Origin of the sequence: Roseovarius sp. B08, assembly GCF_051417955.1 — a bacterium.
In the GTDB taxonomy this organism is placed as follows: Bacteria; Pseudomonadota; Alphaproteobacteria; order Rhodobacterales; family Rhodobacteraceae; genus Roseovarius.
The window spans coordinates 2,374,358-2,396,405 of record NZ_JBPRLW010000001.1 but is presented as its reverse complement, the minus strand read 5'-3'; the positions used below and the strand labels follow the sequence as shown (position 1 = coordinate 2,396,405).

At 64.0% G+C, this 22,048-nt stretch carries 19 protein-coding genes and 2 pseudogenes; 12 read left to right on the top strand and 9 right to left on the bottom strand.

Annotation, left to right across the window (positions count from 1 at the left end; genetic code table 11):
* Positions 1–80: 80 nt before the first annotated feature.
* From arsH to ACSQ76_RS12100, 3 genes are read right to left on the bottom strand one after another with little or no spacing between them, the layout of a single operon-like run.
* Positions 81–806: an arsenical resistance protein ArsH gene (gene arsH / locus ACSQ76_RS12110; protein ID WP_437156756.1), complete on the bottom strand. Its 726-nt coding sequence runs from the start codon at positions 804–806 to the stop codon at positions 81–83.
* Complete coding sequence (gene arsB / locus ACSQ76_RS12105; RefSeq protein WP_437156755.1) at positions 803–1,867, bottom strand: ACR3 family arsenite efflux transporter; 1,065 nt, start codon at positions 1,865–1,867, stop codon at positions 803–805. The genes arsH and arsB overlap by 4 nt, the downstream gene beginning before the upstream one ends.
* Before the next feature lie 28 nt (positions 1,868–1,895).
* Positions 1,896–2,228: an ArsR/SmtB family transcription factor gene (locus tag ACSQ76_RS12100; RefSeq protein WP_437156754.1), complete on the bottom strand. Its 333-nt coding sequence runs from the start codon at positions 2,226–2,228 to the stop codon at positions 1,896–1,898.
* A 169-nt stretch (positions 2,229–2,397) separates the two neighbouring features.
* On the opposite strand from ACSQ76_RS12100, the gene ACSQ76_RS12095 reads away from it, so the two are divergent.
* Together ACSQ76_RS12095 and ACSQ76_RS12090 are read left to right on the top strand one after the other, a co-directional pair.
* Positions 2,398–3,402 carry a zinc-binding dehydrogenase gene (locus ACSQ76_RS12095; RefSeq protein WP_437156753.1) on the top strand — a complete coding sequence of 335 codons (1,005 nt, stop codon included), beginning with the start codon at positions 2,398–2,400 and terminating at the stop codon, positions 3,400–3,402.
* A gap of 164 nt (positions 3,403–3,566) precedes the next feature.
* Positions 3,567–5,051 carry a peroxidase family protein gene (locus ACSQ76_RS12090; RefSeq protein ID WP_437156752.1) on the top strand — a complete coding sequence of 495 codons (1,485 nt, stop codon included), beginning with the start codon at positions 3,567–3,569 and terminating at the stop codon, positions 5,049–5,051.
* 89 nt (positions 5,052–5,140) lie between these two features.
* On the opposite strand, the gene tyrS is transcribed toward ACSQ76_RS12090, so the two are convergent.
* Positions 5,141–6,394, bottom strand: a complete 1,254-nt coding sequence (gene tyrS / locus ACSQ76_RS12085) for a tyrosine--tRNA ligase (protein ID WP_437156751.1) — start codon at positions 6,392–6,394, stop codon at positions 5,141–5,143.
* 63 nt (positions 6,395–6,457) lie between these two features.
* On the opposite strand from tyrS, the pseudogene ACSQ76_RS12080 reads away from it, so the two are divergent.
* From ACSQ76_RS12080 to ACSQ76_RS12050, 7 genes and pseudogenes are all read left to right on the top strand, one after another.
* Positions 6,458–7,575, top strand: a pseudogene (locus ACSQ76_RS12080) (anhydro-N-acetylmuramic acid kinase).
* Entirely contained in the window at positions 7,572–8,321 is a 750-nt protein-coding gene (locus ACSQ76_RS12075; RefSeq protein ID WP_437156750.1) for a maleate cis-trans isomerase family protein, read from the top strand. Before ACSQ76_RS12080 ends, ACSQ76_RS12075 begins: the two are co-directional and overlap by 4 nt.
* A 313-nt stretch (positions 8,322–8,634) precedes the next feature.
* The gene (locus ACSQ76_RS12070) at positions 8,635–10,233 is read left to right on the top strand and encodes an ABC transporter substrate-binding protein (protein ID WP_437156749.1); all 1,599 of its coding nucleotides are present in this window, start codon (positions 8,635–8,637) and stop codon (positions 10,231–10,233) included.
* Between the two features lie 364 nt (positions 10,234–10,597).
* Entirely contained in the window at positions 10,598–11,611 is a 1,014-nt protein-coding gene (locus tag ACSQ76_RS12065) for a TRAP transporter substrate-binding protein (protein WP_306129945.1), read from the top strand.
* Positions 11,612–11,683: 72 nt separating this feature from the next.
* Positions 11,684–12,311 (top strand): annotated as a pseudogene (locus tag ACSQ76_RS12060) (TRAP transporter small permease).
* 3 nt (positions 12,312–12,314) lie between these two features.
* Complete coding sequence (locus tag ACSQ76_RS12055) at positions 12,315–13,601, top strand: TRAP transporter large permease (protein ID WP_306129943.1); 1,287 nt, start codon at positions 12,315–12,317, stop codon at positions 13,599–13,601.
* 13 nt (positions 13,602–13,614) lie between these two features.
* Positions 13,615–14,055, top strand: a complete 441-nt coding sequence (locus tag ACSQ76_RS12050) for a universal stress protein (protein ID WP_306129942.1) — start codon at positions 13,615–13,617, stop codon at positions 14,053–14,055.
* A 133-nt stretch (positions 14,056–14,188) separates the two neighbouring features.
* Here ACSQ76_RS12050 and ACSQ76_RS12045 read toward each other — a convergent pair whose 3' ends face one another.
* A complete protein-coding gene (locus ACSQ76_RS12045; RefSeq protein ID WP_306129941.1) occupies positions 14,189–15,580 on the bottom strand; it encodes an Nramp family divalent metal transporter in 1,392 nt (463 codons plus the stop codon).
* A gap of 578 nt (positions 15,581–16,158) precedes the next feature.
* Here ACSQ76_RS12045 and ACSQ76_RS12040 point away from each other — a divergent pair.
* Positions 16,159–17,052: a YihY/virulence factor BrkB family protein gene (locus ACSQ76_RS12040; protein WP_437156748.1), complete on the top strand. Its 894-nt coding sequence runs from the start codon at positions 16,159–16,161 to the stop codon at positions 17,050–17,052.
* Between the two features lie 72 nt (positions 17,053–17,124).
* On the opposite strand, the gene ACSQ76_RS12035 is transcribed toward ACSQ76_RS12040, so the two are convergent.
* The 3 genes from ACSQ76_RS12035 to ACSQ76_RS12025 are packed head-to-tail and all read right to left on the bottom strand — an operon-like array spanning position 17,125 to position 19,460.
* Positions 17,125–18,186, bottom strand: a complete 1,062-nt coding sequence (locus ACSQ76_RS12035) for a methyltetrahydrofolate cobalamin methyltransferase (protein ID WP_306129939.1) — start codon at positions 18,184–18,186, stop codon at positions 17,125–17,127.
* A gap of 3 nt (positions 18,187–18,189) precedes the next feature.
* On the bottom strand, positions 18,190–19,122 hold the full coding sequence (locus ACSQ76_RS12030; RefSeq protein WP_437156747.1) for a methylenetetrahydrofolate reductase: 933 nt from the start codon (positions 19,120–19,122) through the stop codon (positions 18,190–18,192).
* Positions 19,123–19,154: 32 nt separating this feature from the next.
* Entirely contained in the window at positions 19,155–19,460 is a 306-nt protein-coding gene (locus ACSQ76_RS12025) for a virulence factor (protein ID WP_437156746.1), read from the bottom strand.
* A gap of 232 nt (positions 19,461–19,692) precedes the next feature.
* Here ACSQ76_RS12025 and ACSQ76_RS12020 point away from each other — a divergent pair, with 232 nt between their 5' ends.
* Positions 19,693–20,823 carry a Ppx/GppA phosphatase family protein gene (locus ACSQ76_RS12020; RefSeq protein WP_437156745.1) on the top strand — a complete coding sequence of 377 codons (1,131 nt, stop codon included), beginning with the start codon at positions 19,693–19,695 and terminating at the stop codon, positions 20,821–20,823.
* On the top strand, positions 20,823–21,554 hold the full coding sequence (locus tag ACSQ76_RS12015; RefSeq protein ID WP_437156744.1) for an RlmE family RNA methyltransferase: 732 nt from the start codon (positions 20,823–20,825) through the stop codon (positions 21,552–21,554). The genes ACSQ76_RS12020 and ACSQ76_RS12015 overlap by 1 nt, the downstream gene beginning before the upstream one ends.
* On the opposite strand, the gene ACSQ76_RS12010 is transcribed toward ACSQ76_RS12015, so the two are convergent.
* On the bottom strand, positions 21,551–21,739 hold the full coding sequence (locus tag ACSQ76_RS12010; protein WP_437156743.1) for a hypothetical protein: 189 nt from the start codon (positions 21,737–21,739) through the stop codon (positions 21,551–21,553). The two genes, ACSQ76_RS12015 and ACSQ76_RS12010, sit on opposite strands and share 4 nt — an antisense overlap.
* Positions 21,740–22,048: the final 309 nt, after the last annotated feature.

Here is a 22,048-nt window from a genome sequence, read left to right as displayed (position 1 = left end):
CCGCCAGAAGATCCCGGATCAGGTCCGGGATGCCTCCCGCCGAATAGCGTAGGGTGGGTGGAAACCCACGCCCCGCACGGTCACTCTGTCCCGATTGCCTGCGACGCGTTCACCCGCGTCGACAACTCCTCCAAACTCTCGACCCGCTCGGAATACCTGTCCGTGAGATACCCCGCCTGTCCGCGTGTCAGGACCGTGAACTTCACCAACTCCTCCATCACGTCCACCACCCGGTCATACAGCGGCCCCGGCTTCATCCGATCCGCCTCGTCGAACGCGTCCCACGCTTTCGGCACCGAAGACTGGTTGGGGATCGTCAGCATTCGCATCCAGCGCCCCAGGATACGCATCTGGTTCACCGCGTTGAAGCTTTGCGACCCACCGCTGACCTGCGCCACAGCCAGCACCTTGCCCTGCGTTGGGCGAATCCCTCCGATCGGCGCCAGCGGGATCCAGTCGATCATGCTCTTCATCACGCCGGTCATCGCGCCGTGCCGCTCGGGGCTGACCCAGACCATGGCTTCGGACCACATCACCAACTCACGCAACTCCGCCACCTTCGGATGGCTGACTTCCGCGTCGTCGGGCAGGGGCAGCCCGCGGGGATCATACGTGCGGGTCTCGGCACCGAGGTGGCCCAAGATCCGCGCCGCTTCCTCGCTCAGCAGTCGTGAAAACGACCGTTCCCGCAAACTGCCATAGAGCAGCAGGACGCGCGGCGCATGGCACGCGCGCTCCGCCGGGAACAGCTTGTCATGATCGATATCGGGCAGGGCGCCCGTATTCAGGTTGGGCATGTCACTCATACGTGTCGTTCCTCTCTTTCGGCGAACCGGCGCCTTGTCCGGTTGGCAAACGCCACCAGCGACAGCATCACCGGCACTTCCACCAGCACGCCCACCACCGTGGCCAGTGCCGCCCCGGAATTGAGCCCGAAAAGGCTGATCGCCACCGCCACCGCCAGTTCGAAAAAATTCGACGTTCCGATCATCGCGCAAGGTGCCGCCACCCGGTGCGGCACGCGCATCATGTAGGCCGCGCCATAGGCCAGCACGAATATCCCGTAGCTCTGGATCAGGATCGGCACGGCGATCAGCGCGATCACCAGCGGGTTGGCCAGGATGATGCTGCCCTGCAAGCCGAACAGGATCACCACAGTGGCGATCAGCCCGATGATCGACCACGGCTTCACCTGCGCCGTGAACGCCTCGATCGCCGCTTTCGAGCCCAACATCCGCCGCGTCAACAGCCCCGCCACCAGCGGCAGCACCACGTAAAGCACCGTCGCCGTCACCAGTGTCTGCCACGGCACCGCGATGTCCGTGACACCCAGCAGAAGCGCCACGATGGGGGCGAATGCGAAGACCATGATCAGGTCGTTCACCGACACCTGCACCAGCGTGTAGGTCTCGTCGCCCTTCGTCAGTTGCGACCACACGAACACCATCGCCGTGCAGGGCGCCGCGCCCAGCAAGATCAGTCCCGCGATGTATTGCGCCGCATCCTCCGGCGCGATCCACGGCGCGAAAACGTATTCGAAGAACAGCACCGCCAGCAGCGCCATGGTGAAGGGCTTGATCAGCCAGTTGACCACCAGCGTGATCACCAGCCCCTTCGGCTGTTTCGCCACCGCCGGAATGGTGCTCAGGTCCACGCCGATCATCATCGGATAGATCATCGCCCAGATCAGCACCGCCACCACCAGGTTGACCCGCGCCACCTCCGCCGCCGCGACCGCCTCGACCAGCCCCGGCGCCACGGCCCCGATTGCAATACCCAGCACGATCGCCAGCGCGATCCAAACGCTGAGGTAGCGTTCGAAAACGCCCAGGCCGCTCTCCTTCGGTGTGTCGACCCTGTCGGTCATCTCTGGCCCTCGTTCCATTTTCGCAAAGTCAGCACTGAAGTGAAATACCGTCTATAAGCGATCGGCATCGCTCATGATTTCCGCCGCAGCAGTCTTCCACGAGATAGGCCAACAGCCCCCGGACCCCCTCGATCTCCGCACGGTAGCGCACCGACCGGCCCTCCCGCGCCGCCCGGATCAGCCCGGCCCGCGAAAGCACCGACAGATGCGCCGACATGGTGTTCTGGCGCACGCCGCACATCGCCGCGATCTCTCCTGCCGCCACCCCCTCGGGGCCGGCGCGCATCAACAGGCGAAATACATCCAGCCGCGTGTCCTGCGACAGGGCCTGAAGGGCGGAAAGGGCGCATGTTTTATCCATAAATCGAGAAGTATGGATATGTGTCGCGAAAGGCAAGCGACGTTTTCATCACCTGGGCCCGCTGCCGCCACGGCAGCACGGCACCGCAGGAACAAAACCCGTCGCCACCCGTTCCGCCGGGGCGAGGCTCACGCACAGGCGACATTCTCGAAACGAAAGGCCGATCCTCATGAAAGCCGCCCTCCACGACACATTCGGCGACCCGGCAAAGGTTCTCTACGCCGCCGACACAGATACGCCCGAGCCGGGCGAAGGGCAGGTGCGCGTCAAGGTTCTTTTGTCCCCCATTCACAATCACGATCTCTGGACGGTACGCGGCACCTACGGCTACAAGCCGCCGTTGCCCGGCGCCATCGGCGGTTCCGAGGCCGCGGGCATTGTCGATGCCGTGGGCGCGGGCGTCGATGACGGTCTCAAGGGCCAGCGCGTCGCCGTGGCAGGCGTGCATGGCACCTGGGCCGAGTATGTTCTCGCTCCCGCAAACGGGCTCTTGCCCTTGCCCGAGAAGATCTCCGACGAAGAGGGCGCGCAGCTCATCGCCATGCCGTTCTCGGCCATGTCCCTGCTCGACAGCCTGAAGGCCGACAAGGGCGACTGGATCATCCAGACCGCCGCCAATGGCGCGGTGGGCCGCATCATGGCTGTTCTGGCCCGCGAACGCGGCATCCACCTCGTCAACCTCGTGCGTCGGGACGAGGCCGTGCAGGACCTGCGCGAAGCAGGTACAGAGCATGTCTTTTCCACCTCTGACGGCGACTGGAAAGATCAGGTTCGCAAGACCGTAAACGACGGCAAAGTGGTCTCGGCCATCGATTCCGTCGGCGGCGACATCGCGGCGCATCTCGTCGACCTCCTGTCCAGCGACGGCGAGATCTTCGTCTTCGGAACTGCCACGGGCGAACCGATGCCGCTTGCCTCGGGACCGCTCATCATGAAGCAGATCACGGTCAAGGGCTTCTGGGGGGCGCGCGTCATATCCGAAATGGACCCCGAGCGCCGCGAGAGCCTGATGTCCGACCTTGTGGCGCTGGCAATGCAGGGCCAGCTGCCGTTGGCGACCAGCGGCACGTATCCCCTCGACCGGATCGCCGATGCGGTGAATGCGTCTCTGACCCCCGGTCGTGGCGGGAAGGTCATGCTGAAACCCTGGGCCAGCGATGACCCCGGTGCGTGAACGAGAACGACGCGGGATCTCATGAAATCCGGGGCCGCCCCGCCCGACAAAAACACGCCAAGGTTGAGTTTAGCCTTAGAATATGCTACTCTTCCGGTATCCGGACTTTTTCCCGGACCGATGTGAACTTTTTTCAATTCATTTTCTAATCAGGAGAATTTCCCATGCCAGGAATTCATCACGGCCTTACGCGGCTCGACCAACTCGTCAAGACATGTCTTCAGAACGAAGGTCCGGCGAAGCCCTTCGTGCAAACGCTGGGACGCCTCAAGCCGGCCAACCCGGTGTTCATCGAGAACATCACCCACCAGGATGTCGTGAACGCGCTCGACGCCCTGGCGCAATCCATGCGCGCCACCAGCATCGAGGACGGCCCGGCCGATGCCGGCATGACGTTCCTGGGCCAGTTCGTCGACCACGACATCACTCTCGACGCGACGTCCGCGCTCGGTACGCGGATCGACCCGGCGACGATCCGCAACATCCGCACGCCCGGCCTCGATCTCGATTGCGTCTACGGCGACGGCCCCGAGGCCTCGCCACATCTCTACGGCGCAGGCGAGCAGGATCACATGCTGATGTTCGGGCGCCAGGACAACGCGCTCGACCTGGCCCGGACCTGCGCCGGCAAGGCCCTGATCGGCGATCCGCGCAATGACGAGAACATCATCGTGGCCCAGATCCAGGGCATCTTCATCGAACTGCACAACATTCTCATGAGCAAGGTGATCGAGGGCGGCTCCGAGGCCGCCGACATCAAGGCTTGCGCCCATTCAGGCATGGCCGAGGAGGTCTGGGACGCCCATGTCTCGCCCGGCCTGACCAGTTTCCAGGAGGTGCGCCGCTTCATCCGCCTCCACTACCAATGGATCGTCTGGAACGAACTGCTCGACGCCTTCGTCCATCAGGACTGCCTCGATGCGGCCATGCACGCATTGGTCTTTGACTGGGACGCGCCGGTCATGCCGGTCGAATTCACCGGGGCGTGCTATCGATTCGGCCACGCCACCACGCAGTTCGAATACCAGATAAACGCCGTCGGAAGCCCCGTGCCGCTCTTCGCCACGCAAGGGTTCGGCAAGCGGCCAGAAGACCAGAACCTCGACTATAACCTTTTCTTCGAGATGGGCGGCGGCACCCAGTCGCAAAAGGCGCGTCCGGTCGGCCCGAAACTGGGCGCGGCGCTCCTGGAACTGCCCTTCGTCTCTGGTCAGATCGAGCTCAAGGACGTGAATGTCACCCTGACCGAGCCGCAATCGAAAAATCTCGCCCTGCGCAACATGGTGCGCGACCGCTACACCTATCAACTGGCCAGCGGCCAGCAGTTCGCGGCGCATCTGGGCACCGACACGGTCGAGGTTCCTCCCGAACTGAAGGACAAGGGCTTCAAGAAGACACCGCTGTGGTTCTATGCCCTGCAAGAGGCCAAGGAACAGGGCGGCGGCAAGCTCACCGGCGTGGGCGGCACCATCGTCGCCTCGGTCTTTGCCAACCTGCTCAAGCGTGATCCGACCACTTACGTGCACATCCCGCATTTCACGCCCTGGTCGGGCTTTGGCGGCAAACCGTCCTGCATGGCCGGGATCATCGCCTATGTCGAGGCGCATCGCAGCCATATCCTGCACCCTGACAAACTGAAATGCGGCTGAACACGCACGGTGGCTCCCAAGCGTAACGCGCCGTTTTCTTGAAAAGAAAACGCCCCGGAATTTTTTAAAAATTCCGGGGCGCCAATGTCTTACCCGACGATCTTCACCAGCGCGTGCCGCTTTTTCCCCGCCGACAGCTTGATCGGGCTGGCCAACGCCTGCGCGTCCACCATCAGCCCCGCATCCGTCAGCGGCTGGTCGTCCATCCGGGCGCCGTTCTCGGCAATCAGGCGCTTGGCCTCCTTGCCCGATCCGGCCAGTCCCGATTTCACGATCAGCTGCACGATGGAGATTCCATCGCCCACATCCGCCGCCGACAGTTCCAGCGTCGGCAGGTCGTCCCCGACGCCGCCTTTCTCGAACACTTCCCGGGCCGTGGCCTGCGCCTTCGCCGCCGCGTCGGCCCCGTGCAGCAGGGTCGTGACCTCGTTCGCAAGGATCACCTTGGCCTCGTTGATCTCTGCTCCCGACAGGGCGCCCAGCCGCTCACACTCGTCCACCGGCAACTCTGTATAAAGCTTCAGGAACCGCCCCACATCGGCATCCATCGTGTTCCGCCAGAACTGCCAGAACTCGTAAGGCGACCGCATGTCCGCGTTCAGCCACACCGCGCCATCCGCCGACTTGCCCATCTTGCGCCCGTCCGCCGTTTCCAGCAGGGGCGAGGTCAGGCCATAGATCTCGTGGTCCAGCACCCGCCGCGTCAGGTCGATCCCGTTGACGATATTGCCCCACTGGTCCGACCCGCCCATCTGCAGCAGGCAGCCATAGCGCCGGTTCAGCTCCAGAAAGTCATAGGCCTGCAGGATCATGTAGTTGAACTCCAGGAACGACAGCGATTGCTCCCGGTCCAGCCGCGACTTGACGCTCTCGAAGGACAGCATCCGGTTGACGGAAAAATGCCGGCCAATGTCGCGCAGGAACTCCAGGTAGTTCAGCCCGTCCAGCCACTCGGCATTGTTCAGCATCATCGCATCGGTCGGCCCGTCGCCATAGGCCAGGTACCGCGCGAAAACCTGCTGCATCCCATTGATATTGCTCTCGATCTGCTCGGGCCCCAGCAAGGGCCGCTCGTCCGATCGAAAGCTCGGATCGCCTACCTTCGTGGTCCCGCCACCCATCAGCGTGATCGGCTTGTGCCCCGTCTTCTGCAGCCAGCGCAGCATCATGATGTTCAGCAGGTGCCCCACATGCAGCGACTGCGCCGTGGCGTCATAACCGATATAGGTCGGCACCACGCCCGCGCTCAGCGCGTCGTCCAGCCCCTGGTAATCCGTGCAATCGGCCAGGTAGCCGCGCTCGATCATCGTGGCCATGAAATCCGATTTGGCGTGGTAGGTCATATTGCTTGTCCCAGCTGGTTTTGCGCGGCATGTATAGGGATGGTTCAGGCGAAGGAAAAGGCCATGTTGAAGGCCGGTTTGAAGAGCGGCCCGGTCTGGGCGCTCGGGGCGATGTCGGGCACCTCGCTGGACGGGGTCGATGCCGCCATGGTCCAGACCGATGGCGAGACGATCTTTGCCTTCGGCGACAGCGCCTATCGCTCATATACCCCCACGGAAGAGGCCGTTCTGCGCGACGCCCTGGGCAAGTGGCCGGGCGAGGTGGGGCAGGAGGTCCTGCCGCTCGTCCAGCAGGCCCATGTCGACGTGCTGTCGCGCTTTTCCGGTGCACAGCTCGTGGGGTTTCACGGCCAGACCCTCGCGCACGAGCCGCAAGGGCGCGGCACCCACCAGCTTGGCGATGGCGAGGGGCTGGCCATGCATCTCGGCCTGCCGGTCGTCTGGGATTTCCGTTCGGCCGACGTGCGCCTGGGCGGCGAGGGCGCGCCGCTCGCGCCGTTCTTCCATTTCGCCTGCGCCAGGTGGATCGGCGCCGACCGTCCGCTCGCGTTCCTCAACCTCGGCGGGGTGGGTAACATCACCTGGATCGATCCCAGCCGCGACCGCCCCGACCAGGATGGCGCGCTCCTGGCTTTCGACACCGGCCCCGCAAACGCCCCCATCAACGACCTGATGATGCAGCGCCGGGGCGAGCCTTGCGACCGCGACGGCGCGTTGGCGCTCAAGGGCACCGTGGCCGAGGGCGCGCTCGAGCTTTTCCTCGACGAGCCATACTTTCGCAAGATCCCCCCAAGAGCCTCGACCGTGACGCCTTCGCCGATCTCTACACCCTCGTGCACGAACTTTCAGATGCCGACGCCGCCGCCACTCTCACTGCGATGAGCGCGGCGGCGGTCCTCCAGGCGATGGAGCATTGTCCGTCCCCGCCGGAGCGCCTGCTGGTCTGCGGCGGCGGGCGTCGGAACCCGGTGATGATGGCCATGTTGCGCACGGCGCTCGACGCGGTCGTCGACCCGGTCGAGGCGGTGGGCCTGGACGGCGACATGCTCGAGGCGCAGGCCTTCGGCCATCTCGCCGTGCGCGTCCTGCGCGGCCTGCCCACCTCTTGCCCGTCGACCACCGGCGTCGCGGCGGCAGTGGCCGGCGGCACCGTCAGCTGGCCGGATGGGAGTTCGCGATGACCTATGCGCTCGACAATGGTATGCCCGTCCGCCTGGGCCTCATCGTGCTCAGCACCGACGAGACGCTCGAAACCGAGGCCCGTACGATCCTTGCGGGCCGCGATGTCGGCCTGCATCACAGCCGCATCTTCTCCGACAGCGAGGTGACGCCCGAGAACCTTCTGTCGATGCAGGAGCGCATGGCCGCCTCCGCCGCGCTGCTGCCCGGCGGGCTCGACGCGGTGGGCTACGGCTGCACGTCCGCCTCGGCCCTGATGGGCGCGGCTCTGATCGAGGGGCAGGTGCAGCTTGCCCATCCCGGCGTGCCGGTCACCAACCCGATCAGCGCCGTGGTGGCCGCCCTGAATACACTCGGCGCGGCCCGGATCGCCATGGTCACGCCCTACGCGGCCGACGTCGTGGCCCCCTTGCGCAGCTTCCTGGAAACCCGCGGCATAGAGGTGGCACACAACTTCAGCTTCGGCGAGACCGACGACCGCCGCGTCGCCTGCATCACCGAAGCCTCCACCCACGCCGCCGTCACCGAGGCCTCCAGGGCGACGGGCGTGCAGGCCGTCTTCACCTCCTGCACCAACCTGCGCACCTTCGGCGTTATCGACGCGCTAGAGACCGAGCTTGGCCTCCCGGTCATCAGTTCCAACCAGGCGCTGATGTGGCACCTGCTGGGCCGCGCCGGCGCCGATGCCCGCGGATGGGGGCCCGGCCGGCTCTTCCAGGCCGAAGGTGCGCGCACCGCCGTTGCCTGACGGCCCGCCCTTCGCGACCCCGTCCCGGGCCTGATCCGGGATGATATCCGCCACGAAGGGTGGGTGGAAACCCAAGCGCCGCGCCGACATCCACCACCCCGCACGCCCCCAGCCTTTCGCAGCGCCGCCAGGGCGGGCAGGGCGCTCAAAAAAAGGGCCGCCAGACGGGGGAAACCGCGCATCACCCAAACATCTCCGAGACAGGACGCGAAAAAGCGCGCTATTCTCGGGGCGCGGGGGCCGCATGACACGCGTTGCATCCCGACAAGAAAAAAAACGGCCGCCAAAAGGCCGATCCAACAAGGAGAAGAGAATGGATTTCCTCGACAAACTGACGCGCGACCTGCGCACGCGCCGCATCTCGCGCCGCCGCTTCATGCAACAGGGTCTGGCGGCGGGCGCCACCATCTCGGCGCTCTCGCTCACCGCCGACATGGTCCACGCCCAGACCCCGAAGAAGGGCGGCCATTTCCGCGTCGCCCGCGGCCACGGCGCCACCACCGACAAGCTCGACCCCGGCGTGATCGAGAACGGCTACACCATCGGCCTCGCGCTCGGCGGCTACCAAGGCTACCTGACCGAAATCGCCCCCGACGGCAGCCTTGCGCCCTCGCTCGCCGAAAGCTGGGAGTCCTCGCCCGACGCCAAGACCTGGACGTTCAAGCTGCGCGACGGCCTCGAATTCCACAATGGCCGCACCGTCAAGGCCAGCGACGTCGTGGCCTCGATCAACCACCACCGGGGCGAGGGAAACACCTCCGCAGCCGGCCCGCTGGTGGCGCCCGTGGTCGACCTCAAGGCCGACGGCGACCTCGTCGTTGTGGTCGAGCTGGAGAGCGGCAATGCCGACTTCCCCTTCATCATGACCGACTACCACCTGCCGGTGATGCCCGCCAACGACGACGGCACGATGAACTGGCAGGATTACATCGGCTGCGGCTCCTACGTGCTCGACAATTACGACGCCGGCGTCAGTTCGCAGCTTTTGCGCCACGCCAACCACTGGTCCGACGACGTGGCGTTCTTCGACACGGTCGAGGTGCTGTCGATCATCGACCAGAACGCCCGCACCTCGGCACTGGTCTCCGGCGACGTCCACGTGATCGACCGGGTCGACCTCAAGACCGCCGCGCTGCTGGGCCGCCGGCCCGGCGTCAACCTCAAGACCACCACCGGGACGCTGCACTATTCGTTGCCGATGCTCTGCGACACCGACCCCTACACCGACAACAACATCCGCCTTGCGGTGAAATACGCCATCGACCGGCAGGAACTGGTCGACAAGATCCTCTTCGGCTACGGCGAGGTCGGCAACGACCATCCCATCGGCTCGGGCCAGCGGTTCTACAATGGCGAACTGGAACAGCGCCAGTACGATCCCGACCGCGCCAAGTTCCACCTCAAGGAAGCCGGCCTCGACTCGCTGCAGATCGAGATCATGGCCTCCGAGGCCGCCTTTGCCGGCGCGGTGGACGCCGCCATCCTGATCCAGAACTCCGCCAAGGGTGCCGGCATCGACCTCAAGGTCAACCGCCAGCCCAACGATGGTTTCTGGGCCGATCACTGGATCAAGTCGCCCTTCATCACCAGCTACTGGAGCGGCCGCCCGGTCGAGGACCAGATGTTCTCGACCACCTACCAGACCGGCGTGGCGTGGAACGAGTCCAAGTGGTCCAACGAACGTTTCGACAAGCTCTTGATCGAGGCGCGCGCCGAACTCGACGAGGCCAAGCGCCGCGACATGTATTTCGAGATGCAGAAGATCCTGAACGAAGAGGGCGGCTCGGCCATCCCGATGTTCGCGTCCTACGTCTTCGGCGTGGGCGACGATGTCGGCATGCCCGAGCAAATTGCGACCAACTGGGATCTCGATGGCGAGCGTTACATGGAACGGTGGTGGCTGAACGCCTGACCTGAAACGAACGGGCGGCGCCGGACCCGGCCCCGCCCTCTCCGGACCACGGTTCCTGCCGTCGCAGGCCCGGGTTTCGGCCTATCAGGCTGCGAAATATCCGCCGCTTCCGCGCGATTTTCCCATGAAATCGATGGGAAATGCCGGCCCAGCCATAAATTGCGCTTAATTTTCGGGCAGTTTCATGAACCCGAATGGCCCACGCGAATGCGTTGGCATGTTATTGAATTCACTGGATTAAATCAGAACGCCACGGTGCCGCGACCCATGCCATCGGCCCACCGGCAGGCCGGACAAGTGCATTGACACGATACGGCGGGGCCATCAGCCTAGGGTCAGTCACGAACGAAATGGGAGATTTGAAATGGCTAGATTTTTGCCCACATCCTTTGCCGCCGCGGTCGCCGCGGGCATTGCGCTCAGCGCGAGCGTCGCGAACGCCGAGACCTGGCGCTACGCTTTCGAGGAGGCGCTTGACGAGGTGCAGGGTGTCTATGCCCAGAAGTTCAAGGAAGAGGTCGAGGCCAATTCCGACCACACCGTTCAGCTCTTCCCCTACGGCACGTTGGGCGAATCCGCCGACACGATGGAGCAGGCCCAGACCGGCATTCTGCAATTCGTCGATCAAAGCCCCGGCTTCACCGGGTCGCTGATCCCCGAGGCGCAGGTCTTCTTCGTGCCCTACCTCTTGCCGCAGGACACCGAGAAGCTTGGCGAGTTCTTCCGCACCTCCAAGGCCATCAACGAGATGTTCCCCGAGCTTTACGCCGAACAGGGGCTGGAACTGCTGACCATGTTTCCCGAGGGCGAGGTCTGCATGACCACGCAGGAACCCGTCAGCGGTCCGCCCGATCTCGATCAGGTCAAGTTCCGCGTCATGACCAACCCGCTCCTGGTGGAAAGCTACAAGGCCTTCGGCGCCACGCCCACGCCGCTGCCATGGGGCGAGGTCTACGGCGCGCTTCAGACCGGCATCATCCAGGGCCAGGAAAACCCGATGTTCTTCATCGAGTCGACCAAGATGTACGAGGTGACCGAGGTCATCACCTGCGCCGGTCACAATAACTTCACCACAGCCGTGATGGCCAACAAGGAATTCTATGACGGCCTGTCCGAAGAGGACCAGACGGTGATCCAGAACGCGATCGACGTCGCCTTCGACCACATCATCGAGTACCAGAAGGGTCTTCACGAAGAGAGCATCGAAAAGATCAAGGAAGCCAAGCCCTCGATGCAGGTCAACACCCTTTCCGAGGAAGAACGCCAGCCCTTCGTCGAGGCCGGCGCCTCGGTCGAGGAGACATTCCTCGAAATGACCGGCGAAGGCGGCAAGAAAATCCTCGACCAGCTCAAGGCCGATCTGGAAGCCGTGCAATAACAACAAGGCCGCGCGGCGGCCGCGCCTTCGGGGCGCGGTCGCTGACGCATCTTCTGAACGCGGGGACAGGCTATGTCAGACGAACACGGCTCTCAGATACAGTCTCAGACCGAGACGACCGGATTGGATGACGAACCCACGGGCGAATACGTCTCCACGCTGCCGGGACTTCTCGGCACCATCGACATTCTCATAAGCAAGATCGAGGCGGTGATGCTCGCCGTCGGCGTCCTTCTGATGGCGGCCAATACCATCGCCAACGTCGTCGGGCGCTTCGTCTTCCAGAACAGCATCTTCTTTTCCGAGGAACTGAACCGCATCCTTATCATCCTGATCACCTTTGCCGGGATCAGCTATGCCGCCCGCCACGGCCGGCATATCCGCATGTCTGCGATCTACGACACCATGCCGCCCCGGGCGCGCAAGCTGATGATGATCGTCATCACGCTGGTGACGGCGGTGTTCATGTTCGGGCTGGCATACTACGCCTACACCTACATTCTCACCCAGGCCGGGCGGGGCCGCGTTCTGCCGTCCTCTCCAGATCCCTGTCTGGATCACGCTCGTCTGGGTGCCGGTGGGTTTCTTCATGACCGGGGTGCAGTATCTGCTGACCGCGATCAAGAACATCATCGACAAGGATATCTACCTCTCGACCGCCGTGCTCGAAGGGTATGACGACACCGAGAAGGAGGTCTGACAGATGGCCCTCACCATCTTTTCCATAATGATCGTCCTCCTGCTGCTTGGCTTTCCGATGATGATCCCGCTGATCGTCGGCGCCTTCGTCGGTTTCTTCACCATGTTCGGCGGCTTCGGCCAGCTTGAAACCATGATCCAGCAGATCATGGCCGGCATCCGCCCCGCCTCGCTGATCGCGGTGCCGATGTTCATCTTCGCGGCCGACATCATGACGCGCGGCCAGTCCGCCAACCGCCTGATCGACCTGGTGATGTCCTTCGTGGGCCACCTCAAGGGCGGCCTTGCCGTGTCCACCGCCGCCGCCTGCACCATGTTCGGCGCGGTCTCGGGCTCGACCCAGGCGACCGTGGTCGCCGTGGGCTCGCCCCTGCGGCCCCGGATGCAGAAGGCGGGCTACAACGACAGCTTCATCCTGGCGCTCATCGTCAACGCCTCCGACATCGCCTTCCTGATCCCGCCCTCCATCGGCATGATCATCTATGGTGTGGTCTCCAACACCTCCATCGCCGAGCTTTTCATCGCCGGCATCGGCCCCGGCCTGCTGATCCTGGTGCTGTTCTCGATCTACGCCTGGATCTACGCGATCCGCAACAACGTGCCGACCGAGCCGAAATACAGCTGGGGCGAACGCCTTACCGCCGGGCGCAAGGCGCTCTGGCCGCTGGGTTTTCCGGCAATCATCATCGGCGGCATCTACGGCGGTATCTTCAGCCCGACCGAGGCGGCGGCGGCCTGCGTGCTCTACGCGCTGGTGCTCGAGGTCATCATCTTCCGTGAACTGGACCTCAAGGGCGTCTACGAAACCGCCAAGTCCACTGGCCTCATCACGGCCGTGGTGTTCATCCTCGTGGGGGTCGGTGCCGCGTTCTCCTGGGTCATCTCCTTCGCCCAGATCCCGCAGGAAATCCTCGGCTCCATCGGCATCGACGAGATGGGCCAGATCGGCGTGCTCTTCGTCATCTCCGTCGCCTTCTTCGTCGGCTGCATGTTCGTGGACCCGATCGTCGTGATCCTCGTGCTGGTTCCGATCTTCGCGCCGGTGGTCGATTCCGTCGGCCTCGACCCTGTGCTGGTCGGCACGATCATCACGCTTCAGGTCGCCATCGGCTCGGCCACGCCGCCTTTCGGCTGCGACATCTTCACGGCCATCGCCGTGTTCAAGCGGCCCTACATGGAAGTGATCCGCGGCACGCCGCCCTTCATCTTCATCCTGTTGTCAGTCGCCGTGCTGCTGATCTTCTTCCCCCAGATCGCCCTGTTCCTGCGGGACCTGGCCTTCGACAAGTAACCGGAGGAGAGACATGTACAAATCAATCCTGGTGCCCTTCGACGGGTCGCCCAACTCCGAGCTGGCCCTCGACAAGGCCCTTGAGATGGCAGCCCTCTGCGGCGGCGCCGATCTGACGCTGCTGACGGTCTACCGCCACCATTCGATGCTCGAGGCGTCGCTGTCCATGGTCCGCCCGGACGATCCCGGCAACATCGACGACGCCATGCGCTCCCATGCGGAGGAAGTCGTGGCAACCGCCAAGAAACGCGCGCAGGAGGCGGGCAAGACCAATGTCCGCGCCTTCGTCAAGGCCGGCCCCACCTCGCGCAATATCGTCAAGTTCGTCGAGAACCACGGCATCGACCTCATCGTGATCGGCCGCCGCGGTATGGGCTCGATGGAAGGCTACCTTCTGGGCAGCGTTTCGCAGAAGGTCACGTATCTCTCACCGGTGCCGGTGCTGATCGTCTGAAGTAACCGGCGCGACGAACGGGGCAGGGGGATGCAGCCTGTCTTGCCCCGGGTCGTACCGCAACGCTCGACCAAAGAAAAAGCCGCGCCACGATCTACCGTGGCGCGGCCTATTGTTTCAAGGTGCCGTGGTGTTACGCCGTCGCCATCATGAACAGGACGTAGATCGAGACAAGGGTCAGGCCGATCGTACCGGCCCAGGCCAGCCCCATCATGAAGCGGCCGGGCATGTGCTCGCGCTCCTCGGGTGTCTGAAAGCCGTCGGTGACCGCCTTGATCGTCAGCCAGTAGATGACCGGCGAGAACACGAGGGCGAGGATCGAGGCGAGTTGCACCACCAGGATCGGCTTCGGCATGCCGAACATCACGGCAGCGCCGCCGATGACCCACAGCACCTGGAACCCGCGGTTGATCAGCTTGCGGGTCGTGGGTTTGTCCCAACTTGTCTTCAGCCGCACACAGCATTCCTCGAACACCCGTGCCTGACCGTCGAAATAGGTGAAGACGGTCGAGAACAGCGCCGCGATACCACCCGCGATGATGACCGGGAAGACCCACGCGCCGAACGTGTCGGTGTAGATACGCGCGATCGTCACGCCCATTTCACGACCCGCGGGAACCAGGCCGATCGGGTTCAGAACGACGGCACCGACGATCAGGAACACCATGCCGGTCAGCGCCGCGATGATATAGGAAACGTTCATGTCCCGGCGGTACAGGATCATCGAGTTCTTCATGTAGTCGGGATGCACTTCGACCGTATGGCCTTTCTCACGCATCTCCCTGACGTAGACCATGCCGCTTTTCTTGTCGACGGCCCAGTTGGACTGCATCGCCGAAACCTCGGTCGTGGTCGGGAAGTACCCGAACATCGACCCGAAAAGGATCATGGCACCGGCGGGCGGCAGGCTCGGCAGCAGCCGCGACAGGTATTCACCCGGGGGCGGCGCCTGCAACGCGAAGGCGATGAAGGACGACAGCGCGAAGACGATGATCGCGACTTTCACGATGCCTTCGAACACTTCGTACTTGCCCAGCCACAGGATCGCGACGCTGATCAGCAGAACGGACATCGACCACATCTCGAGAGACATGAACGGGAAGGCAGCCCAGAGCAGCGCACCGCACCCGAGCGCCCGCCCGGCGATGCCGAAGGTGTTGGCCAGCGACTGGAAACCAAGATACCAGAACGGCCACTGGCCGACCCGGGCATAGGCGTTCATGATGCTTTCACCCTTCACCATCGTGTAGCGGTGGGCGAATTCAAAGCAGCAATACTTCAGGATATAGGCCGCCGGGATGATCCATAGCAGGGCGTAACCGAACTGCGCGCCAGCCGTGGGCCCGTGCATGATATGGCTGGCGCCGATGCCGGTCATCGCGGCGGCGATGCCGGGGCCGGCGTTCTTCCAGGTGTCTTTCAGCGTCGTTCCGGGCGCATCCAGATAGATTGTCTCGCCCGCCGATGCGTCGGTCGCGCCCTTGGCGGCATCCTTTCCCCCCAAAGGTATCGAAATGTCACTCAACTCTTGTCCTCCCAGACATGTAACATGCCCTCGGCAGTAACGGCGCCCGATGGGCGTTAGCCAATCGGGGGGCCGCGACACGCGTCGGGCGACTCTTGTTTTTCAAGGCAGAATGAAGCGCTGCGAACCTCCTCGTTCGCGTCATCTTTTTCGCCTGCACTGGTAGGCTGGCATCCCACACACCAAATATCAAGCGAAATATACCTTTGGTTGCGCAAAATGTTTCACAGCCGATGCGGTCACAGCCAAGCCGCCCGTGGTGCGAACGAGAAATTTCAAGAGGCTTCGCGGAAATCGTATTTATATCAGAGGTATATTGCGGTCAATCATTGCCTGCGATGACATGGGCGAAACACTGCTCGTCTCGCCTCAAGGGCGAAGCAAATGACCATATGTGTTCCTTGTACGCGGCGCACCTAACCCTCATGCGCAGAAATTTCGCGCCTTGTCGATGTCTTTCGTACGCCCAACCCCGAGCCCTCGCGCGCGAAGCCCGAACATTTCACGGTCCCTGGCCCGATCTTTTGGCCCGCTCATGCGTTGAGCCTGTAACACGGCAAAGCAAAGGGAGCGGCCTCATGCAAGACTACGCCCGGGAACATCCCGCCGATCATCCTGCCCGCATTCCGCGCCGCGGCTGGTGGGACATCGTGCTTCGGGTCAAGTCCGGCATTGTCGACGATCACATGTCGGTGGTGTCTGCCGGGGTCGCCTTCTTCGGGCTGCTTGCGATCTTTCCTGCTGCCGTCGCGCTCATTTCCATTGCGGGCGTCCTGCTCGATCCAAGCGATGTCGCCACGCAGTTGAAAGAGATCGTCGCCATCCTGCCCCAGAATGCGGCCGAAATCATCCGCGACCAGGTGCTCAAGGTCACCGGCGGTGACGAAAGCGCCACGAGCCTTGCCGCCATCATCGGCCTTTTGCTGGCGCTATACGGCGCGACCAAGGGGATGATGACGCTGATGGAGGGCATGAACATCGCCTATACCGAGGAGGAAACCCGCGGCTTTGTCGCCCTTTACGCCACCGGCGTCGCACTCACGCTGTTCATCATTGCGGGCCTGCTGGTGTCGCTCGGCGCGATGATCGTCTTGCCCAACGTCATCGGCTTTCTCGGTCTGCCGGACGGATTGGAAACCGCGATTTTGTGGCTCCAGTGGCCGATCCTGGCCGTCTTCGCTATCCTCGGCCTTGCAGTGCTCTACCGCTTCGGTCCCTCCCGTCCGCCCGCCCGCTGGCGCTGGATCAGCCCCGGCGCGGTGGCCGCCACGGCCCTGTGGCTCATCGGCACCGTCGCCTTCTCCATCTACACGCAGAATTTCGCCAGCTACAACGAGACCTACGGCACTCTGGGCGGCGTCATCATCCTGCTGACATGGCTGTGGCTCTCGGCCTTCATCGTGCTGGCGGGCGCCAAGCTGAACGCCGAGATCGAGCGTCAGGCTGACGAGGACGCGCCAGCCCCACGCTGATCCGCTGCAGCCCCCGAATGCAGAAAAGCCCCGGCGCGAACCGGGGCTTTTCCCTCTTCACTGGCCTGATTCTCAGGCCCGGCGGCGGCGGCGTCCGCCCCGTCCGCCACGTCCGGTCTCTTCTTCGCCGGCTTTCGGCGGGGCCTTGTTGAACTTGATCCACTCGCCGCCATGCGGGTCGTTATTGGTCAGGAAGTTGGCAGCGCGGATGGCCTCCATCTCCTTGCCGGCACGCGGCTTTGTGCTTCCCAGGCCGAACATCTGGCAGAAGGTCTCGTCGTCCATATCCTCGGGGATGATGATCCCCGCCGCTTCGGCCTCGGCCCGCTTGGCGGCCTTGTCGGCCTCCTTCACGGGCAGGGCGATCGGGTTCATGATGGCGCTGGTCATGCCCGCACCCATCGCCATCGGCAGGAACGCGTTGTTGATCCCGTGCCGGTTCGGCAGGCCAAAGCTGATGTTGGACGCGCCGCAGGTGGTGTTCACGCCCAGCTCCTCGCGCAGGCGGCGGACAAGGGTAAACACCTGCTGACCGGCCGTGCCCATGGCGCCGATCGGCATGACCAGCGGGTCGACCACGATGTCATGCGCCGGAATGCCGAAATCGGCGGCCCGTTCCACGATCTTCTTGGCCACGGCAAAGCGCACGTCGGGGTCTTCGCTGATCCCGGTGTCGTCGTTCGAGATCGCCACCACCGGCACGTTGTATTTCTTGACCAGCGGCAGAACCAGTTCCAGCCGCTCTTCCTCGCCGGTAACCGAGTTCAGCAGCGGACGGCCCTCGCAGGTCTCAAGCCCCGCTTCCAGCGCACCGGGCACCGAGCTGTCGATGCACAGCGGCACATCCACCAGCCCTTGCACCAGTTCCACGACCTTGCGCATCAGCGGCGGCTCGGTCTGGTTCGGATCGGGGTTCGAGTTGTAGACAACGCCCGCGTTGATATCCAGAACCGTGGCACCCGCCGCGACCTGCGCGATGGCGTCGGCCTCCACGGTCGAGAAATCGCCCGCTTCCAGCTCGGCGGCCAGCTTCTTGCGGCCCGTGGGGTTGATCCGCTCACCGATCACACAGAACGGCTGGTCGAACCCGATGATGGCGGTCTTGGTTTTGCTTTCGACGATGGTACGCGTCATGACTTATCCTTGTTTGGCAGCAGGCACCGCCGAGGCGCCGCCATTTTCGATCGCCCACTCGGCATTGGTCTTGATGCCGCCCAGCGGGAAGAAGTGAACGTTGGTGATGTTGAAATCCGGGTTGGCCGCCTTGTGCGCCGCCAGCTTGGTCAGAACATCCATGGGCTCGTAGGGCAAGAGCAGCTTGGACACGTCCATCGCGCGCTTCTGCAGCACCTTCAGCGACGGACCCACGCCACAGGCGATGGCAAACTTGATCAGCGTCTGCAGCTTCGCAGGACCCGCAATGCCGATATGGATGGGCAGGGTCACACCGGCCGCGGCCAGGTCGTCGGCCCACTTGATGATCGGGTCGGCGTCGAACGCGAACTGCGTGGCCAGCGCCATCTCGGCATCCGTGCGCTCCGAGAATTTTTGCTTCCACTGCATCGCATTCTCGACGTTCTTCCTGCCGCCATCTGGGTCGATGTCGCGGTTGCCCTCGGGGTGGCCGGCCACGTGCAGCCGCTTGAATCCCGCCCGGTCGAACGCGCCGGTCTCCAGCAGTTGCATCGAGCTGTCGAATGCGCCGTGCGGCTCGGTGACGCCCCCGGCCAGCACCAGCGCCTGTTCGACGCCGGCCTCGCCCTGATAGCGCGCGATCCAGTCCTCCAGCGTCGCCTGGTCCTTGATGATCCGCGCCGGGAAATGCGGCATCACCTTGTAGCCCTCGGCGGCCACGCGCCTGGCGGTCGTGACCATGTCCTCGATCGGCGTGCCTTCGATATGCGCGATATAGACGCGCGTGCCCTCGGGCAGCAGGTCGCGGAAATTGTCCACCTTCTCGGCGGTGCGCGGCATCACCTCGATGGAATAGCCGTCCAGCAACGCCTCCACCTGCGGGTTGACCGTGCGCGCGCCCGGGGTCTCACGTTTCTTGAAGTTCAAAAGAGCCATCGCGGCCTCCCAGAAAGATTTGCGGCCCCCGCTCACTGCGAGCCGGCCCAACCGTCATTCGCGATCAGCTGCTTGATGCGGTCCTGATCGTATTCCGCGTCCAGCCGCGCGGCCTCGGCCTCGGCCACCGCATCGGCATCGCCTTCCACCTCATAGGGGGCCGCCTTGCGCCACTCGGCGAGATAGGCTTCGGTATCCTCGGCGCCGACTTTCATCGCCGTCCGGTCGATGGCCTGCTCGAACCGCTCGGGCAGGGGGCGCTTGGACCCGCGCCGGCCCTTGCCGACGATCACCTGCGCGGGGATGTCCCGCCAGTATACCACAGTCACATCAACCATCGCTGATTCCTCTACCTCGGTTGACTCTCTCTAATTCACCAGCCGGGTCCGACAGGGTCGTTTTTCGACTTAACGGCAACTTCCAGCGACGTCACCCTACCCAGCATGCCCTTTCAAGGCCACTGCCGGCCACCGGAAAATGATTCAAGTTTATCCTCCGCACGGCTCAAAGCTTGCGCGAACCCCTCGCAACCACTACCTTTAACTCAACTCGAAATGGAGGGCGTGTGTTATGGCGCCCAAGCGTCCCGAAAGTGCGGGCGCGGTCCCTCGTTCATCAGAACGGCCAAAGGTCGAAAGCCCCGCACTGATCTCGCCCGAATCCGGCCCGCTCTACGCGGCGCTGGATCTGGGAACGAACAGTTGTCGAATGCTGATCGCCCGCCCCGAGGGCGCTCAGTTCAAAGTCGTGGACAGCTTTTCGAAATCGGTGCAACTGGGGCAGGGGCTGGAACAGACCGGCAAGCTGTCGCGCGCCTCGATCTACCGCACCATTCAGGCCCTGCGGGTCTGCCAGCAGAAACTCAAGCGCAACAAGGTCCGGCGGATGCGCCTGGTGGCGACAGAGGCCTGCCGCCGCGCCTCCAACGGCACCGCCTTCATGAAAAAGGTCGAACGGGAAACCGGCCTGCGCCTCGACATCATCGAGCCGCAGGAAGAGGCGCAGCTTGCCGTCGTCTCCTGCGCGCCGCTGGTCAGCAAGAAGACCGAGCAGCTTCTGGTCGTCGATATCGGCGGCGGCTCGACCGAGCTTGTCTGGATCGACCTCACCAACGTACGCCCGCGCGACCGCGCCTCGGCCATCATGCGGATGCATGGCGGGTTTCCCGACGCCCGGCGCGTTGACGGCCCCTCGGCCCGCGTGGTCGACTGGATCAGCGTGCCGCTCGGGGTGGCGACACTGCGCGACCAGTTCAACGATGTCGAGGATGACGCCGCGCGCTTCGCCCTCATGAGCTGGTTCTTCGAGGAAAACCTCGCCGAATTCGCCCCCTACAAGGACGAGCCGCCGCGCGACGGCTTCCAGATCATCGGCACTTCGGGCACGGTCACGACCGTCGCCGCCAGCCACCTTGGCCTCAAGCGGTACGACCGCAACAAGGTCGACGGGCTGCGCATGACCTCCGACCAGATCGACCGGGTGATCCGCGACTACCTGGCCATGGGCCCTGCCGGCCGCCGCCGCGACCCGCGTATCGGGCTCGACCGGCAGGCGCTCATCATGTCCGGCGCCGCAATCCTCCAGGCGCTCTTGCGCTGCTGGCCCACCGATCGGCTGTCGGTCGCCGACCGCGGCCTGCGCGAGGGCATGCTCTACGCCCAGATGGCTGCCGACGGCGTGCTGATCGAAGGACAGGACTGATGGCCAAGAAACCCACCGGCAAAGGCCCCACGGGCAAGAACACCTCCGGCCGCGGCCAGCGCGACCTGACCGTCAAGGTAAAGACCGCCAAGGGCCGCCGCAGCAGTTCCACCCGTTGGCTGCAACGCCAACTCAACGACCCGTACGTGAAACGCGCCCAGGTTGAGGGTTATCGCGGCCGCGCCGCCTACAAGATCATGGAACTGGACGACAGGTTCCGCTTTCTCGTGCCCGGCGCCCGGGTCGTCGACCTCGGCTGCGCGCCCGGCGGCTGGTGCCAGGTGGCCGTCCCCCGCGTCAATGCCCTGGGCGAGAAATCCGGCAAGGCGCAGGGCTATATCCTCGGCATCGACCTGCAAGAGGTCGAGCCCATCGCCGGCTGCGAGTTGCACGTGCTCGACTTCATGGAGGACGATGCCGACGAAAAGGTGAAGGAATGGTTGGGCGGCAAGGCGGACGTGGTCATGTCCGACATGGCCGCCTCCTCCTCGGGCCACAAGCAGACTGACCACCTGCGCATCATCGCACTGTGCGAGGCCGCCGCCTATCTCGCCTTCGACGTTCTCGAAGAAGGCGGCACCTTCGTCTCCAAGGTCCTCGCCGGCGGGGCAGAGGGCGACCTGCAGAAACTCCTCAAGCAGCGCTTCACCAAGGTCGCCAACGTCAAGCCGCCCGCGTCTCGATCCGACAGTTCCGAGAAATTCGTGGTCGCCACGGGCTTCCGGGGCTAAAGCACCACGGGCCTGGCCTCAAAGGACAACTCCGCCAGGTCGCGGAACGCCATCGCCGCGTTGCCATCCGCGACCTGCCGGGCCATGGCGCTGTCACGCACCCGTCGCGCGGCATTCTCCTGCCGCAACAGCTCGAACAGCCGCGCGTGGCGTGACATCTCGATATGGTCCGGTCTGGTCTGCATGTCGCCTCGGGCGGTGTTTCGCGCAATGTCGCGCGAGATACCTGCCATCCCATTAAGGCGATTCTGGCCCGGCCATCGTTCGATTTCCGGGCAAACGGCCACGATCCGCACCACCTCGGCGTAGGGTGGGTGAAAACCCACGCGCCGCCGCACCCGGTCTCTTCACATACCGTTAACGAAACCCTGGTCGCACCGTCCGCATCGCGCGGTGTGTTAGCCGGCTGAAACGCGAAATCCGCACCGTCGCCATACCGACGTTATACCGACGCGAATACCGACGTGCCATTTTTCCCGCGAATCCTCCGCATT

What these genes read in the sequence shown, in the direction of transcription:
- ACSQ76_RS12010 (WP_437156743.1), bottom strand. Translation starts at nt 21,739, where the DNA reads ATGCAGACCAGACCGGACCATATCGAGATGTCACGCCACGCGCGGCTG.
- ACSQ76_RS12050 (WP_306129942.1), top strand. Translation starts at nt 13,615, where the DNA reads ATGTACAAATCAATCCTGGTGCCCTTCGACGGGTCGCCCAACTCCGAG.
- ACSQ76_RS12070 (WP_437156749.1), top strand. Translation starts at nt 8,635, where the DNA reads ATGGATTTCCTCGACAAACTGACGCGCGACCTGCGCACGCGCCGCATC.
- tyrS (WP_437156751.1), bottom strand. Translation starts at nt 6,394, where the DNA reads ATGACCTACCACGCCAAATCGGATTTCATGGCCACGATGATCGAGCGC.
- ACSQ76_RS12040 (WP_437156748.1), top strand. Translation starts at nt 16,159, where the DNA reads ATGCAAGACTACGCCCGGGAACATCCCGCCGATCATCCTGCCCGCATT.
- ACSQ76_RS12100 (WP_437156754.1), bottom strand. Translation starts at nt 2,228, where the DNA reads ATGGATAAAACATGCGCCCTTTCCGCCCTTCAGGCCCTGTCGCAGGAC.
- arsB (WP_437156755.1), bottom strand. Translation starts at nt 1,867, where the DNA reads ATGACCGACAGGGTCGACACACCGAAGGAGAGCGGCCTGGGCGTTTTC.
- ACSQ76_RS12055 (WP_306129943.1), top strand. Translation starts at nt 12,315, where the DNA reads ATGGCCCTCACCATCTTTTCCATAATGATCGTCCTCCTGCTGCTTGGC.
- ACSQ76_RS12020 (WP_437156745.1), top strand. Translation starts at nt 19,693, where the DNA reads ATGGCGCCCAAGCGTCCCGAAAGTGCGGGCGCGGTCCCTCGTTCATCA.
- arsH (WP_437156756.1), bottom strand. Translation starts at nt 806, where the DNA reads ATGAGTGACATGCCCAACCTGAATACGGGCGCCCTGCCCGATATCGAT.
- ACSQ76_RS12065 (WP_306129945.1), top strand. Translation starts at nt 10,598, where the DNA reads ATGGCTAGATTTTTGCCCACATCCTTTGCCGCCGCGGTCGCCGCGGGC.
- ACSQ76_RS12075 (WP_437156750.1), top strand. Translation starts at nt 7,572, where the DNA reads ATGACCTATGCGCTCGACAATGGTATGCCCGTCCGCCTGGGCCTCATC.
- ACSQ76_RS12095 (WP_437156753.1), top strand. Translation starts at nt 2,398, where the DNA reads ATGAAAGCCGCCCTCCACGACACATTCGGCGACCCGGCAAAGGTTCTC.
- ACSQ76_RS12030 (WP_437156747.1), bottom strand. Translation starts at nt 19,122, where the DNA reads ATGGCTCTTTTGAACTTCAAGAAACGTGAGACCCCGGGCGCGCGCACG.
- ACSQ76_RS12025 (WP_437156746.1), bottom strand. Translation starts at nt 19,460, where the DNA reads ATGGTTGATGTGACTGTGGTATACTGGCGGGACATCCCCGCGCAGGTG.
- ACSQ76_RS12090 (WP_437156752.1), top strand. Translation starts at nt 3,567, where the DNA reads ATGCCAGGAATTCATCACGGCCTTACGCGGCTCGACCAACTCGTCAAG.
- ACSQ76_RS12015 (WP_437156744.1), top strand. Translation starts at nt 20,823, where the DNA reads ATGGCCAAGAAACCCACCGGCAAAGGCCCCACGGGCAAGAACACCTCC.
- ACSQ76_RS12035 (WP_306129939.1), bottom strand. Translation starts at nt 18,186, where the DNA reads ATGACGCGTACCATCGTCGAAAGCAAAACCAAGACCGCCATCATCGGG.